This is a genomic window from Lachnoclostridium sp. MSJ-17 (assembly GCF_018918205.1).
GTDB lineage: Bacteria > Bacillota > Clostridia > Oscillospirales > Acutalibacteraceae > Ruminococcoides.
In genome coordinates this window covers 1-15500 of sequence record NZ_JAHLQB010000017.1, presented here as the reverse complement: position 1 = coordinate 15500, position 15500 = coordinate 1, and the positions used below count along the sequence as shown (strand labels likewise).

Annotated in this window: 13 protein-coding genes; 3 read left to right on the top strand and 10 right to left on the bottom strand. The window is 52.6% G+C overall.

Annotation, left to right across the window (positions count from 1 at the left end):
* Positions 1 to 76 precede the first annotated feature (76 nt).
* The gene (locus tag KQI64_RS01075; protein WP_216522929.1) at positions 77 to 1243 is read left to right on the top strand and encodes an alpha/beta hydrolase-fold protein; all 1167 of its coding nucleotides are present in this window, start codon (positions 77 to 79) and stop codon (positions 1241 to 1243) included.
* A 23-nt stretch (positions 1244 to 1266) separates the two neighbouring features.
* Positions 1267 to 2355: a serine hydrolase domain-containing protein gene (locus tag KQI64_RS01070; protein WP_216522928.1), complete on the top strand. Its 1089-nt coding sequence runs from the start codon at positions 1267 to 1269 to the stop codon at positions 2353 to 2355.
* A 178-nt stretch (positions 2356 to 2533) separates the two neighbouring features.
* Here the strand turns inward: KQI64_RS01070 and KQI64_RS01065 are convergent, their stop codons facing one another.
* The 6 genes from KQI64_RS01065 to KQI64_RS01040 all read right to left on the bottom strand — a co-directional run bounded on the left by KQI64_RS01065 (position 2534) and on the right by KQI64_RS01040 (position 10866).
* The gene (locus KQI64_RS01065) at positions 2534 to 3154 is read right to left on the bottom strand and encodes a hypothetical protein (protein ID WP_216522927.1); all 621 of its coding nucleotides are present in this window, start codon (positions 3152 to 3154) and stop codon (positions 2534 to 2536) included.
* Between the two features lie 19 nt (positions 3155 to 3173).
* On the bottom strand, positions 3174 to 4331 hold the full coding sequence (locus tag KQI64_RS01060) for a hypothetical protein (RefSeq protein WP_216522926.1): 1158 nt from the start codon (positions 4329 to 4331) through the stop codon (positions 3174 to 3176).
* Between the two features lie 17 nt (positions 4332 to 4348).
* A complete protein-coding gene (locus KQI64_RS01055; protein ID WP_253289137.1) occupies positions 4349 to 5983 on the bottom strand; it encodes an MBOAT family O-acyltransferase in 1635 nt (544 codons plus the stop codon).
* Positions 5984 to 6556: 573 nt separating this feature from the next.
* Positions 6557 to 7648: a serine hydrolase domain-containing protein gene (locus KQI64_RS01050; RefSeq protein ID WP_216522925.1), complete on the bottom strand. Its 1092-nt coding sequence runs from the start codon at positions 7646 to 7648 to the stop codon at positions 6557 to 6559.
* A 187-nt stretch (positions 7649 to 7835) separates the two neighbouring features.
* Positions 7836 to 7997 carry a hypothetical protein gene (locus KQI64_RS01045; protein ID WP_216522924.1) on the bottom strand — a complete coding sequence of 54 codons (162 nt, stop codon included), beginning with the start codon at positions 7995 to 7997 and terminating at the stop codon, positions 7836 to 7838.
* A 13-nt stretch (positions 7998 to 8010) separates the two neighbouring features.
* On the bottom strand, positions 8011 to 10866 hold the full coding sequence (locus KQI64_RS01040; protein WP_216522923.1) for a leucine-rich repeat domain-containing protein: 2856 nt from the start codon (positions 10864 to 10866) through the stop codon (positions 8011 to 8013).
* A gap of 10 nt (positions 10867 to 10876) precedes the next feature.
* Here KQI64_RS01040 and KQI64_RS01035 point away from each other — a divergent pair, with 10 nt between their 5' ends.
* Positions 10877 to 11110: a hypothetical protein gene (locus KQI64_RS01035; protein ID WP_216522922.1), complete on the top strand. Its 234-nt coding sequence runs from the start codon at positions 10877 to 10879 to the stop codon at positions 11108 to 11110.
* Between the two features lie 34 nt (positions 11111 to 11144).
* Here KQI64_RS01035 and KQI64_RS01030 read toward each other — a convergent pair whose 3' ends face one another.
* From KQI64_RS01030 to KQI64_RS01015, 4 genes are all read right to left on the bottom strand, one after another.
* Entirely contained in the window at positions 11145 to 11789 is a 645-nt protein-coding gene (locus KQI64_RS01030; protein ID WP_216522921.1) for a hypothetical protein, read from the bottom strand.
* 13 nt (positions 11790 to 11802) lie between these two features.
* Entirely contained in the window at positions 11803 to 12573 is a 771-nt protein-coding gene (locus tag KQI64_RS01025; protein WP_216522920.1) for a TasA family protein, read from the bottom strand.
* Positions 12573 to 13292, bottom strand: a complete 720-nt coding sequence (locus KQI64_RS01020) for a SipW-dependent-type signal peptide-containing protein (RefSeq protein WP_216522919.1) — start codon at positions 13290 to 13292, stop codon at positions 12573 to 12575. The genes KQI64_RS01025 and KQI64_RS01020 overlap by 1 nt, the downstream gene beginning before the upstream one ends.
* 18 nt (positions 13293 to 13310) lie before the next feature.
* The coding region (locus KQI64_RS01015) for an MSCRAMM family protein (protein ID WP_216522918.1) at positions 13311 to 15500 on the bottom strand (2190 nt) is incomplete at its 5' end.

Sequence of the window (15500 nt, the reverse complement as noted above, 5' to 3'; positions counted from 1 at the left end):
AAACCTGAAAATCTTTAGATTATCTTCAGATTCGCGTACTATAATGAAGTCAGAACAAAGGAAAGGAATCGTTAATATGAAAAAAGTATTATCGGCAATCATTGCGGCGGCACTTGTCACAGGTCTGTTCACGGCTTGCGGTGCCAAAGAGAGCGGCGAGCGTCACACCCTGTATTTCCGCGACTCCTCAAAGAGCAAGGAAGCTGTCGCGACCTTCTTCAACAGCGACAGCGGCAAGACCGAGGACGTGAAGATGTCCGTCTGCGGCGAGGACAGCGAGGCAATTACCTTCTCCTGCGAGGGAGACGTTTCGGCGTACAATATGGCGTATATTACATATGATAATATCTCCACCGAGAAGTTCGCCTTCAACAAATGCGTAAGCGGCTGGTTCAGCTCAGACCTCGGCTTTCTTCCCTACGCCTACGGCTCGGGCACCGATTATCACGACCGCTTCGATAACGTGACCCTCGACTGCGGCGGTTATGACAAGACCGTACACATCTGGAAGCCCGACGATTACGACGCGAATTCCGGGGAAAAGTATTCTACTATATATCTTCTCGACGGCACGTCGATGGTGTACCTCGGCTTTGACGGAATGTCCGTCTCTGACAGCGAGGTAGCTAACGAGCAGGTCAGGGCGATGTCCTCCGTAACCGGCAAAAAGGCTATCGTTGTGGCTGTCGAGACCTTCGGCGACAACAACAATTACAGCCGCGACGACGAGCTGATTCCCGACCTCGGCAAAATGGCTCATCAGGAGGGAACCTCCAGAAAACTCGCGAAGTCGACCTCAAATTTCATCGCGGACACGCTCATTCCCTACGTCAGGGAGCACTACAACGTTTACGCCGACGCCGAGCACACCTCAATCGCGGGCACGTCTCTCGGCGGACTCGGCGCGTTCTATATCGCAATGGAAAATCCCGACAAGATAGGCACCGCAGGCGCTCTGTCGCCCTCGTTCTGGACGTATAACGACGACGCGTGGCGCAGTTATCTAGGGGAAAAGACTCTTGACGAGACCGCGCCCTTCATATATATTTATACCGGCGGCAAAAACGACACGGGCAAGGAAGCAAAGGAGATGTACGAGCGTCTCGCGGATATGGGATATCCTAAGGACAGGCTCGTGTTCCACTACAACGAAAACGGCGGCCACAGCGTTCCGTTCTGGCGCGCGGTATTCTCGGAATTCCTCGAGGCGGCGATGTTCGGACACGTCGACGTCTTGCAGTAATAATAACTTTGGAGGTCATCAATATGAAAAAATTACTCGCAATAATCATATCGGCAATGGTAGTGTGCGCGGCGTCGGGATGCGGCGCTCAGAACACCCCGTCCGCGACGGAGACGACTCAGGCTCAGACCGAAGCCGCCCCGGAAGCGACTGCTGCCGCGGCAGACCCCACGGTTCCCGCGGGCATGGCGGACACTATCAAGCAGAACGAATTTGAGGGCGTTATCTACGCCGTCGAAAACGGAAAGGCAGTCGCCTCGTTCGCGAGCGGAACCCTCGAAAACGGCGAAAAGATCACCATCGACTCGCCTATGCCGCTCGGCTCCGTATCAAAGCAGTTCTGCGCCGCGGCTGTTCTTCTCTTGCAGGAGCAGGGCAAGCTCAGCGTCAGCGACACTCTCGACAAGTATTACCCCGAATACGCCGACGGCAAAAAGCTCAGCCTGCACAACCTTCTCTCGATGCGCTCGGGCATTACAGAACCGACCGAGGAAGCCGGCGATATCATCAGCGACGACGCGACAGAGGCTGAGAACGTCGCGGCGATCAAGAAATGGATATTCAGTCAGCCGCTGAACTTTGAGCCGGACTCAAGCTACGCCTACACCAACGCGAACTACTTCCTTCTCGCGGATATCGTCGAGCAGGTCTCGGGCGAAAAGTACGTCGATTTCCTGCGCGAAAAATTCTTTGAGCCGCTCGGAATGACCCACACAGGCGCGATCATCGAGCTCAGCGCCAATCCCGCATGGGCACAGGGAAATATTTACAAGCAGGTCGACACTCAGCCCGGGCTCACAAAGGGCGCGGGAGATCTTATCTCAAACGCCGCGGACGTGACCGCGTGGCTCAACGCCCTCAGCGGCGGCAAGGTGCTGTCTGACGAGTCGTACAAGGCGATGACTACCGACTACTCTCCCGAGGAGCACTACGGCTACGGCTTGTACCTAAAGCTCAACGGCGGCGTCGGTCACTACGGCGCGATCCAGATCTACTCGTCCTTCGACTACGTCAACACAGACAAGAACCGGACCCTCGTAGTAATGTCCAACACAGTCTATCCCCCGAGCATGACAGGGCTTGTCGGAGATCTGCTGGAGGACTTGGGGTAGAGTGGAGTTTTAGTTGGTAGTAGGGTAGAAATTAAATCCTAAAAAAATCAAGCACTTCCGTTTGGAAGTGCTTTTTTTAGAGTAGGGGCGACCATTGGTCGCCCGAGGGTGTTGTGTTTTGTCGATGATTCGGGCGTGCAATGCACGCCCCTACAAATTTGATTCACAACAAACCAAATCACTTCTTCTCCGCGAGCATACCTCTTGCTCTGCCGAGGCAGATCAGGAATATGATGTACGCCGTCAGCTCCGTTACCGAGACAAAGAGGTCGAGCATGTACTCCGTTCTGGGGAAGAAAACCGGAACCATGCGCAGAATTACCGCCACGGCAAATGCCGACGCGCCGATGATTATGGTTATCTTCGCGTTGAGCATGATGCTTGCGTTGTCCATCTTCTCAGCGAAGTTGTAGATGCCGAGGATAGTGTACACGCTGACGATCAGTGAGGAAACCTCGCTGATGCTCGAAAAGATATTGCTCAGCGTGCCGCCTGACATGAAGGACACCACGGAAGCCGCGACTCCCACAAAGACAAATGCAAACGCCGTTTTGAACATCTGGTCGTCCTTTTTAGCCTGACCCAGTCCGACGAGCTGTAAAATAAACGCGACTACCGACATCAGACCCGCGGCGATAAGCGGAATGACGATTATCGGGAGATACTGCGGATTAACTATCCTCTGACTGCTGAAAACGGCAAAGACCGACGCTACAAAGAACATTACCGACGAGAAGATGTTGATTATTTCGGACGCAAAAAGCTTATTTACGCCCGCGTATCCTTTTGGAAATCTCATATTGCTCCTCCTTCCGTAATCAGCGCTCGATCGGCGCGTCCGAGTAGTTTTCAAGCGCGTCGAGCGTGATAACGTCCTCCTGCGCGCCTTTTTCCTCGCCGTTCGTCATCAGGTCGTCGCAGTAGCGGTAGAGCCTGTTCGTGGTCGCGGAGACCTCTTTCCACATCTCCTGCTGGGCTTCGGACTGTTCGCCGATTTTAAGGTCGTCGTCGTTTGCAAGTCCTTCCGCGAGGAAATCGGTGAATTTGATCGCGCCGTAGACGTTCATATGATCCTCGTTGTAGAAATCGCGGCTGTCGTCGATTCCGATCAGCTCCGAATAGTTCTCGAACGCGTAGTAGTCGAATCCGCGCTCCTCGAGGATCGACTCCATCTTGTTTGAACGCTTGACGCGGTCGTAGGTATCCTTCGTAACATAGTGCGGCGCGCGCACAAATATGACGTTCAGATTGTTCTCCTTGCTGTAGTCGAGCAGATCGAACAGGTTCTGCTGAAGCTCGGGGTCGAGGTCAAGCTCGCCCGTCTCATACGGGAGCTGTGAGTTGAGGCTCGGCGTGTCGGACTTGAATACCTTTGCGGTGGTGCGGAAGCCCTTGAGGTAGTTGTAGCCGCGCAGGTCGAGGTTGAAATTGCTCTGCATCATGTTGACGCGGTCGGGCAGCTCCGTCCACAGACCGTGGTATTTTATCAGCGGGAACATATACTCCCACTTGTTGTCAACAGGCACCTTTCTGTTGATATAATTGAGCTTGTTTATGCTGAAAGGCAGGTTGTCGAAGAATTTGTGGACATGCGCCTCGTTGGTCTCGTTGTCGCTGTCGCCGTACAGAAAAGCGTTCGCCTCGATGATGATAAGGCTCGGGTGCTGTGTGCGGACGACCTCCTTGACGGCGGTGATAACGCCCTCTGAGGTGATCGACTCAGACGCCAGAAGATAGCTTGTAAAGCCGTATTTCTCGTAGGCTCTGCCGGGCATGAAGCTCGTGTAGATATCGCTCGCGCCGATGAATACCGCGTCGAGCGAATCGCGCTCCTCCTGATAGAAGCCCTCAACTCTCAGGCTGTTGTGGTCGACGTTGCGCAGGACATACTGCTGCAAAAGAAGGCAGGACATCATGACCGCGAGGAAGAAGCAGGCTGTTTTTACGGTACGTGTTACGTAATTCTGAAATTTCATATCGCTTCACCCCTCCCTTAAAACTGCATGTATACGAAGTCCGCGGCGTTGTAGCCCGAACCGTAGATGCCGAAGATGATGACGGTCATAATTCCGAGGTAGAGCAGCACAAAGCGCAGAGCAAGCGGCTTTTGGTCGAGCATGGTGCGGATATCCGTGTCGAGGTGTCTTTCCTGGATAATGCTCGCGACGAGAATGACGATAGCGCCCGCGAGCAGAATGATATAGTCCGCCGTGACAAGACCGAGCTTACTGATCTCCGCCATACCCGCTGAGAAATCCTGTCCCGTAAAGAACAGTGTCAGGGTGCGCATGCCCTCACCGAACGAGGGAGCTACGTCGAACACATAGCCCACGAGAACGATGAGCAGGGTGCGGAAGATCTGGAAGCCGACGAAGAACGGATTCTGACGCTTGATGTGGAGCTTGTCGATGATACCGTCAAAGAGCGGCTGCATGAGAATGCTTATCATGATGATAACGCCGTTCCACACACCGAACGCTATGTATTTCCAGTCGGCGCCGTGCCATATACCGACGACGAGGAATACTATCAGCGACGCGACGCTTGTAGGCAGCACCTTAGAGATATGCGAGCCTGCGGCAGTTCTGCCGAAGCGGGTATTCTTCATCTTCTTGCTCGCGTTGATGAACACATTCGACATCGCGACGGGATAGAACAGGTAGTTCTTGAGCCAGCCGCCGAGGGAAATGTGCCATCTGCGCCAGTATTCGTTGATCGAGCGCGAGAAGTACGGACGCTTGAAGTTGTCTATCATATCGATTCCGAAGATCTGCGCAACGCCGCGGGAGATATCGATACCGCCCGAGAAGTCGGCGTAAAGCTGCAGAGCGTAGAGCAAAATCGTGAAGGTCAGGGTAGTGCCGCCGAACTTCGTGTAGTCCTGCTCGACCGCGCCGATGAGGATATAGGCTCTGTCGGCGATGACGAGCTTTTTGAAGAAGCCCCAGAGGATAAGCTCCATGCCGTGCTTCATGCGCGTGAAGTCGAACTCGTGCGGCTCAAAAAGCTGATGCGCGAGCTGATCGTAGATGCTGATAGGTCCCTGAATGATCTGCGGGAAGAACGATACGAACAGCAGCAGCTTGAACGGATTGCGCTGAGCCTCGGTTTTTTCGCGGTATACGTCGACAATGTAGCCCATTGACTGGAAGGTGTAGAACGAGATACCGAGCGGCAGAAACAGCTTGAGGGTGGGCATTGAGAAGGACATGCCGAAGCTGCCGAGAAGCTCGTTGATACTGCCCGAGAAGAAGCCGTAGTACTTCAGAAACGCGAGGATTCCGAAGTTGATGAGCAGAGCGAGCGTCATGATAAGGCGCTTCTGGATTTTTACGGTGTTTTTGTATTTTTTCTTCTGATCCTTGTCCCATTCCTTTTTCTTTTCCTTGAGCAGCTTTTTGGAATGCGAGGAGACCCGCGAGATCCAGAGAGCGATAAGGTAGGTGCTCAGGGTAGTGAACAAGATGAAGAAGGCGTACTTGTAACCGGCAACGGCGTAGAAGAACATACTCGCCGCGAGCAGCACAGTCCATTTATATTTCTTTGCGGGAAATAAAAAGTAGACCAGCATGGTCACAAACACAAAGCAGAGAAAATTGAGCGTTGTGTAAGAGATGTTGAACAGCAAAACGACAGCCTCCATTTCGGAAAAATGATATAGTTTATATTAAGTATATCATATAATTCGCCGCTAGCCTACTGTTTTTTTGGATTTTTTGATTACAAAACCGAAATTTTTTGTATTATAGTTGGTAGTTGGGTAGTAGGTAGTTGGCAGTTAGTAGTTGGTAGTTAGGTAGTTGGGTAGTTGGCAGTTGGTAGTTGGCAGTTGGTAGTTGGTAGTTGGGTAGTTGGCAGTTGGTAGTTGGTAGTTGGTAGTTGGTAGTTGGTAGTTGGCAGAGAACAGAATCCGACATTTTGATAAACTCCGTAGCGACAGCTGTAGCCAGCCGGCAACCCTTTTGTCGCCTGTGGCGACATTTCCCCTTGAAAGGGGAATCACCTTGCGGCTGTCAGGGAACGTGAATCAAACTTTACCTTGATATGTATTTAACTGCGATAAACGTGCATTTTCCGACGCAACATATTCCGGTAAATATCTGCCGTTACTGCTGACAGGGACAAGCCCTGTCACTACGATTACTACCTACTACCAACTACCTACTAAAAACCAAAAAGCCCTCCCAATGAAGGGAAGGCTTTATTCCCCGAGGTGATCTACCAGATTCCAGCTTATTTCGGGAATGCTGATGTTCGGGTTCTTGTCGTCGTTGGTGACGGCGAAAACGTTCAGTCCTGTACCGGGGTCGGTGTAGACCATCGTCAGATATGTCGAAAAATATCCCGAATGAAACAGACCTTTGCCCCACGGCCGGATTCCGAAGCCGTAGTTTTCCTCATCGCCGTACTCGTCGTACTCGTCGGTGTAGTCGGTCGTCATCATCTCCATGCTCTCCTCGGTGAGCAGCTTGTTAGTCCTCAGCGAGGTGAGCCATTTGTCGATATCGCGGGCGTTTGATATCATGTCGCCCAGACCCATCGTCACCCCGACGTAGACCGTCTGCGGATTGACGCTCGGCATCGCGAAGTGCTGCAGCCCGTTCATATCACCGTCGTCGATGAACGAGGTGTTGTTCATTCCGAGGGGCTTGAATATCCTGTCGCGCATGAAGTCGCTGTAGCTCTGCCCGGAGACTATCTCGACTATCCTCGCGAGCAGGAAGTAGTTTGAGTTGGAGTACTCGAACGCCGAATCAGGCTCGTACTCCAGCTCCTGATCGAGAAGCCAGTCCTCGAGAATTCGGCGGTTCTCCTCGATCGTATTATCGTTGGTGACACGTCCGCGCAGCTCGCCCGTCGGAAGCTCTGTGAACGCGTCGTCGATAAACTCAACGTCGTAAAACTCCTTGATTCCGGAGCGCATTTCGAGCAGGTGACGCACGGTCAGAATGTTGCCGTACTTGTAATCGGGGAAGAACTTCGACAGCTTGTCGTCTACGCTGAGCAAGCCGTCCTGCCTGAGCATCAGTATCGCCGCGGCGGCGAATTGCTTTGATATGGAGCCTATGCAGAATTTTGTGTCGGTAGTTATCGGGCGCTTCGGGTCGTTGTTTTCAACGCCCTTAGCAGTCTCGCAGACCGTGTGTCCGTTCCTTGTCACATACACTACTCCGCTGAAATCCGTACCCTCAAGCATGCTGTTAAGAAATATCTGCTGCTCGTTTTTTCCGCAGGCGGTAAAGACCGTCAGCGTCAATACGGCGGCGAGCAGCAGCGCCATGAGCTTTTTCATATATCGTACCTCCTTTTCCTGTAAGATAAGCAGTATGGATTCTTCTTTTGCAAGTACATTATAACATACAGAGTATAACAAGACTATGACAAACAGGTGAAAAAAGGCAGGGTTTTTAAAAATTTTCCGAAAAAACACGGCTGCAGGACGTTCCCGCAGCCGCGAATTTGTCAACTGTGATTTTTTATCAGTACAGCCACGGAGTCCAGTTCTCTCCGCCGGTGGTTTCGCTGCCATCATATATAACGCTGTCTCCGAATCTTTCCATGGGAGATTGATTTGACGTCAGGATCACATCGTCAATATTAACTTGTGTTATTGTCATTACAGGACGCTCATATTCCATCATCTCTATCCCCTCCTTATTCGGCCTCGAAATATGCTTTCGCCTTCTGACCGAAGTCATACAGCGCGGTGACTGTATTTCTCAGGTTCTCGTAGCTGCTGCCCCCGAGCGTAAGCGCTCTCTTGATGTAGCTGACAGGACTGAATTTCACGGTCAGATCGTCGGGAGTTGTCTCGTTTTTGGTCAAAGCGTCGGTCACCTTGTCGACGTGTATTTTCAGCTCAACGCCGTCGGTGATCTCAGCCGCGGGAATATCGAATAACCTGTACATGCTGTAGCTGCCGTCGAGGTTGAACATGATCTGAGTAGCGGCTACCTCCTCGCCGTTTCTGTAGACCTTAAGACCCTCGGCGGAGTCGCTGCGGAGCATTATGCCGTACGCCGTCTGGTTGAACAAGCCGACGTTGGAGCCCTCGTAGGTGATGCCGTAATCCGAGAATACATCGCCGGGCACAGCCTTCCACGCGGGGATCATATTGCCTCCGAGAGACTTGGAAGCGTTCTCGTCGTCAGGGTATTGATAATAGGTGACAAGCTTGACCGAAGATGCGGCGTTCTCTTCGGTTCCGTCGGAGAAAACAAGCTCCGCGTCCGAGTTAGGTACCTCCGTGGTGTAGACCTTATCGCCGTCCTTGTTTGTTTCCAGATAAGTCATCTGTACGGGTTTATCGCTGTCGACTGTCCGAACATAGACGTTCTCCCAATTCAGGGTATTGATGAATCTTATTTCCCTTTCGAGATCTTCATACTCCAGATACCAGTAGTAGTATTCTTCATAATCTTCTCCTTCGCCGGGGTAATAATAGTTGCTGTAGCCCTTTGAGTCGTAGGGATAATACATTTCGGTTTTATTTTGGCAACTGTCGTCATCCTCGGCGTCGGTGAACCAAATGTCGCCAGTATAGTCGCCGGGAATCACAGCCGAGTAAACGTCGGATCCGTCCTTCTGCTTGCCGGTCTTTTCCATTTCGACAGAAGTTTCATTCCAGTTGTCGTCATAATACCGGAGATAAACCTTGTTCCAATTCTTCTTGTTGATGAACATAATGGAATATTCGGTGATATCCTTGGTGAGATACATAGCCGTCGCGTGGCATTTCGCGCCTTCGACAGTGTAAACCGGCTCAACAAGAGTCTCGGGATCGATTGCCGGAGCGGAATAATCAATATTTTCGTTTGCGAGGTCCCATGTGTTGACGTCAAACTCCAGCTGCGCCATTGCGCCGAGGTTGAGCATGGATTTGCACAGCTCTTTGAGCTCTTCAATCTTCTCGTCCGACAGACCTGCGGTATTTTTAAGGTAATCGTCCTCATCGCCGCGTATGATGCCGTCGGCGTAACTCTTTACCGAGAAGCCCCCGACATTATTGCATATGGTATTGTTGCAGACAAGATCAATGTCAAAGTCGGACGTCATCTCGGTAAAATACTGCTTGTAGGAGACCTTGTAATACTGATTTCCGTCTATGGTCTCAACAGTGCATTCTTTGGGATCCTTGAGGTCGAATTCCTTAGTGTAACTGTTGATTTTCACTACAGCCGACTGGAATTCGGAGATATCCGCGGAAAGGCTTACATAGATATTGGTCGTAACGTCTCCGTTGAGGGAGATCGAGGTGCCCTTGATTTCAGGAGCGTCCAGCCAGTAGGCGTAGAACTTTACCTCGCCCTCGTTGTCGGCGGCAGACATAACGGTTTCGATCGCAACTCCGTCCGCGAGAGTGACCTCTGCGTCGCCGTAGTCCTTTACGAACATCAGAGTGCCTTCGCCGTTCTCCCCGGTGAAGTAGCCCATAAGCACCTTACTGTCCTTGACAGCGGTTACGTTATCGTAAGTAAACTTGCCTGAGCCGGGCTTGTCCATAAGAGCGATATCATTTGTAACGGTATCATCGCCGTCGATAAAGGTCACGGCGTCGCGCCAGACAGCGTAGAGTGTAACGTCCGCGCAGAACGCCGCCTTATCTCCGGGCTGGAATCTCGGAGTCGCGTCATTCGGGGTGGTGCTCCAGCCGAGGAATTCGCGCTTGCTGCCCGCGGTGGGAACTTCGCTTGAAATGTTGATAACGTCGTCTGTGAACTCCTGCGCGGCGGGAACGGTCGCGGGAACGCTGTCGGGAAGGTTTGCGTCGTAGGTCACCGTGTACGGTGATTTGATATGATACGCGGAGCCTACGCTCGGCGATGTATTAGAGCCGTGCTCAAGCTGATACTCAACCGGCGAGCCTTCATAGCATGCCGCGTACGGAATATACATTGCGGCGTCGAAGTCGATATCAAAAATATTCTCTGTTGGTTTAATTATTATGGTGTTATAACGCGCCATGTAAAACGCGGTCTGGTTGGTATAGCCGCAGCCGGCGTCTGTAACTGTGGAAGGAATGATAATGAAGCCCTTACCGGAGCCGCTGTTGTTGAACGCGCCCACGCCGATAGTAGTCAAGCCCTCCTGAAGGTTGACATAGGTGAGCTTATTCTTTCTATATTGCTCGGCGGCGAACGCTGAGGAGCCTATGGTTTTAAGGTTCTTCAGATCCTCAAAATTGACCTCGGCAAGCTCCGGACAGTAACAAAAAGCGCCTTGACCGATCGTCGTCAGTTCGCTGCCTTCCGCAAAGTGGACAACGGAAAGATTTTCGCATTCGTAAAACGCTTCGTCTTCGATCGAGGTGATGGAAGCGGGAATATTTACGCGCTTGATGACATTGTTATTACTGAACGCTCCCTCGCCGATTGCGGTGATAGTATAACCGTCAAGCTCGGAAGGTACAGTAACATCTGAGTCCTCGCCGTTGTACTTGGTGATAACATTTGAATCGTGCTCCCAGACGGGAACCTCCTCGAGGGTAACGGGGCAAGTAAAAGAATACAATAGCCGCTACATGCAGGATTTTTACGACGACGCCTTCGTCCGCTTCATGAAAACCGTCGATATCGTCTGGGACGAGAGAAACACCGAGAGCGACCGCGAAAAATTGAGCTACTGCCAAAAAATCTTCCGCGACCCCTCTTTCAGGGAAACGGTGAATAAGGTCAGCGAAAAAACCTGTCCGCGCAAAAAACGCGCGTTAATAAAAACCGGCAGCTTCCGTCTGTACAGGCTGCTGAGCAAATAAAATGCCTTCCCCTCGGGGAAGGCGTTTTTTTGTATTATTCTGTAGGTAAGGTCAGGAAGCTTCTCCATGCGGGCTTCCAGTCATTGTCCGTATATACAGTGCCGTCGGCGTCTATCTCCGTCGTCTGAACGGTCTCGGTGTAGACTACGATGTCGAAGTCGTCGATATTGCCGGCGTTTGAGTCGCCCTCGGAAGCGGCGAAATTCGTCTGCACACCTTCCATCAGCGGAGGTGTGGTCTGACCAGCGCTGAGCTTCTTCGTGCAGTAAAAATATCCGCCGAGCAGCTCGCCGTCGGTCGCGTCGTTCTCAGATACATACGCCCAGTCAGCCGGCAGGTCGCCTAGAAATTCGCTCCAGCTTTTTGCCGTCTGGGTTCCGTTCTTCGTGTACACGATTTTCGCGTTGTCGCGCACCCGTGAGTCGGAGAAGTCGAGATACACCCTGACAAACTCGTCGGTGCTTCCGGTGTTCTCCACCATTACGACCTTTTCAAAAGTGTCGCTCATGTGCATTTCGGGCGGCTCGGTGAAAGCCTCGGTGACCTCCGCCTTATCCTCGCCTATGCTGAACTCGTTGGACTTCTGCGCGGTGTTTTGCAGGTACGCGTAAACGGTGACCGTCGCCGCCGCCAAAACCAGAACCGCGGCAACAATGATGATTAAAGTTCTCTTTTTCATTGCCGACCGCCTTTCATATGCCCGCCTTGTTCTTGACGATGGAATAGATTTCATTCAAATCCGCCGCGGAATAGTGCGCCTTTGTGAAATCCACGTCCTCCACCGCCTCACCTCTGAGGTAATCCGCCTGAATGCCGTACGCCTTGACGCCTATCGTCACTCCGTCCTTTTTCTCGCCGTCGATGAAGCTCTTGAGCTGAACCTTGTCGAACAGGGTGACTGTCTCGTTTGCGGGAAGCATTTTCTTGTTGTAGCCGAACACATAGAGGTCATAGTCTGAGCCGTTGGTATCGCACTCGGAAGTGAGCAGCACCCAGCCGTCAGCGCCATTGCCGGTATCCGAGCAGGAATGGTAGGTAAAATCGATATCCCTGCCGCTGACTGCCGGAACCTGCAACGCGGTATCCGGGTCAGTCGGATTTGCAATGAGCTTGAAAAGCTGCTGCGCGCCGTCCAGCCCCTTGGGATTGCCCTTGTTTGCGTCGCTCTCGTCGAGCAGAGTGACCTGCGCCTTCGGAACGGTGACGGTCATGAACACGAACTCGTCGCGTGTGCCGTCGTTTTTGATCTTGGGAGCCTTCTCGACCACGCTGCCCGGCACTACGGGATATGTGGTGTCCGGGTCAAAGCTGCCCTCGGTGAGCTCGATGCTGATGTTTCCTATCGTGATTTTGTTGTCCTTTACCTCGACCTCGGTGAAATACGCCCTGATCACCCCTATCGCAACAAGAGTGACGACCAGTGCGGCTGCCGCGGCGATGATGAGGATTTTACGCTTCTTCATTAGCCGCTTACCTCCCCCGAGAGGATATCCCACACGCCGTAGATGTCGTTTGCGGGAATATCCGTCTGAATGCCGAGCGCCTCGACCTTCACGTCGTGGGGCTTGTTTTTGTCGAATTTCTCGTTGAAGTTCCAGAGCAGGAGCTTGTCAAAGAGCGGATTTGTGATGTCGTTGCGCTCCATTATCGTCGGAGTGTTGCCCTCCGCGTAGGCGTAGACGTACACATAGTCCTTGTTTTCGCTGTCAAATTCGGTGTAGCCCTTGTTTTCGCTGTCAATAAGCTGCCAATGGTCGTTTACACGCTGATTCGGCGAAAAGGTCTCGTCGGCAACATAGGTATCGTCGGAATTCTTTATCATGAACTTGTACATCGGGACGTTCGCGTCGGTGGAAGAATCCATCGGTGTGCCGTCGGCGTTATCGACCATCGTCGTGTCGCAGGGCACCGTCACTCTCAGGTAAACGTAGCAGTTCGCTCGTTCGGTGTTGGTGACCTGCGGATTCTTGTCAAGCTCCTCGCCGGGAATGACGTTCTTCGCCTTTTCGGGATCCCATTTGGTCTCGAGGAGCATAACGTCAAAGCGGCTGCCGACGAATTTATTGGTTGTGTTGTCCTTTGAGGTAAAGTAAGCCATGGTGGAGCTGATGACTATCAGCGCCGTTACCGATGCGATAACAGCCAAAGACTTTAGATGCTTTTTCTGAATCTTATGTGCCACAGTCATCAACTCCTTTCCTTATGATGATTTTTCTTTGAGAACCGCGGTGACGGTTATCTTCGCGTTATCCGGCGCGTTTTTGATCACATCGATCAGCTCTGCGCTGCTCGCCGTGCCTGTAACAGGTGTGCCTGCATTGTCGTAGGAATACGACCACTTGTCGAACTCCCACTTGTCGCTGTAATCGCTCTCGATAACGGGCGCCGGGAACGCTTGCTCATTGAACTTGCCTGTAGCAACTCCGTTGTGGAGGATCTGATTTACAACCGTCGTCGAACCGACCGCTTTCAGAATGAACATCAGCGAATAGACATTCGTTTGATTGGCGCCGTCCATGTAGTGCGAGCGGTTGAGCGTATCGTTGCGGAACTCAACGGTTTTCTCGGTCTTGTCAAACAGCTGAACAGGCGGAATCCTCAGCTCGAATTCATCGGTGAACTTGCCGTCGTAGGTCGCGGTGAGCTTGTACGAGCTGCCCGCGAGGTCCTCTCTGCGGCCCTTTATTGTTATAGACGCGCCGTTGTCGATGAGCGTGAACTCGGTGTCCGCCGCTTTCTTTGTAACGGCGAGCTTGCTGAAATCAGAAGTGATCGCAGTCTTTGTGCCGTCGCTGCGGATAAGCTGCGGATTCAGATCTGACTTTGGAACCGTCACGGTGTAGTTTACGCCGTCGACGTCTAGACTAAGAATCAGTCCGTCCTTGTCGTGAACCTCAAGCGCCTTGAAGCCGTTGAAGCTGTTGGTTTTCTTGTCGGTGTGGCTGAGCTTCTCGTAGGTCTTGAGCTGATTTGAGAAGGTGATCTCAGCGTCGCCGCCGGGCTTGACGCTCAATGTCGCTGTCGTCTTTGTAACGTAGGTTCCGAGCACCTTGTCAGAGGAATTTTCCCTGATAACGGCGTTTGAGCTTGCTGAGTATCTCGCGACGCGCATTTCGGTGATGACATACGTGCCGGGTTCAACGTCGAACTTGCCGGTAGTTCCGCTCAAGCCGTCGCTGATAGTGATCGACTTTGTCAGCGTGCGCTGCTTGTTCGCCGCGAGAGCAACGAAGCTCTCAGTGTCGTAGTCATAGCCTGCGGTCTGCTTCACCTTGAAGATGAATACCGGGTTGCCCCACGCCGAAACGTTCTTTTTGTCAATAGTCTTGATGATATTGAGAGCCGCCGTGTCGGGGTCGTTCTTCATTGTCAGCTGCTGTGCGGTGTCGCCGCTGTTCGTTCTGCCGACGGAGAAGTAAACCTTCGCGTCCTCTCCCGAGGGGATCTTGTAGCCCGTGGGAGCCTGCGTTTCGAGCAGGTAGTAGTCGCCCCAGTCAAGACCCTCGATATGGAGCTTGCCAAGCTCGGCGGCTGCGCTTGTTGTAAGCGTTGTGACCGTCGTGTTCGGGTCGAAGCCCGCAGCCGTGATATCGGCGGGAACATCGGCCGCGCTGAAAACGCGGTAGGTGTTAATATTTGTCGTGTGCGGATAAAGGCTCAGCTTTGTGCCGTCCTTTGCGTAGAGCTCGAATACCGCTCCGCCCAGAGGATCGCCCGCGCTGACTGTCGTGGTCTGCGACGACGAAACCTGGGTGAGGTCGACCTTGCCCTTGAGCCGCACGTCGTTTGCTCTCACGACGTGTACAACTTCCTCGGCAAGCTCGGGCGTGAGTGTGAACTCGATCTTTGTCGGCTGCTCCGGCATATTGTCCGCGTCGTAGCCGATCGGCGGAGTCGTTTCGATAAGGTAGAATTTCTGACCCCACGCGTATGATGAGGTGTCGATCTCATAAACATTTTCAGCGGAATCCATTCCGTCGTAGCCTGTCTTGAAGGTCGTCAGAAGAACAGGAGTATCGCCGTCCTTGTAGAGCTTGAACTCCGCGTCCTTCAGCGGATTGCCGTTTTCGTCGGTTTTCAGCACGTTGGTATGCGCCTTGCTTCGCGGCTCGAGGTGAGTCAGACTGTGCGTTTCTGTTTCGTGCTGCGCGTTATGGTAATCCAGATAAATGGGACCGAGAACGTTTTTATTGGTCTCAGTTTCCGCGGTCGTCGGGTTGTAGGTGTAATCGCGTTCAAAGCCCGTGGGAGCCTTGACCTCGTAGAACACGTAGGTGCCGAACATATGACCTTCAAACGTGATCTGTCCGTTCGAGTCTGTTGACCTGACGGCGATCTTCTCCCAGTATGTCCAGAGCGGGCTTGTGTCGCTGTAATCCGCCCCCAGAGT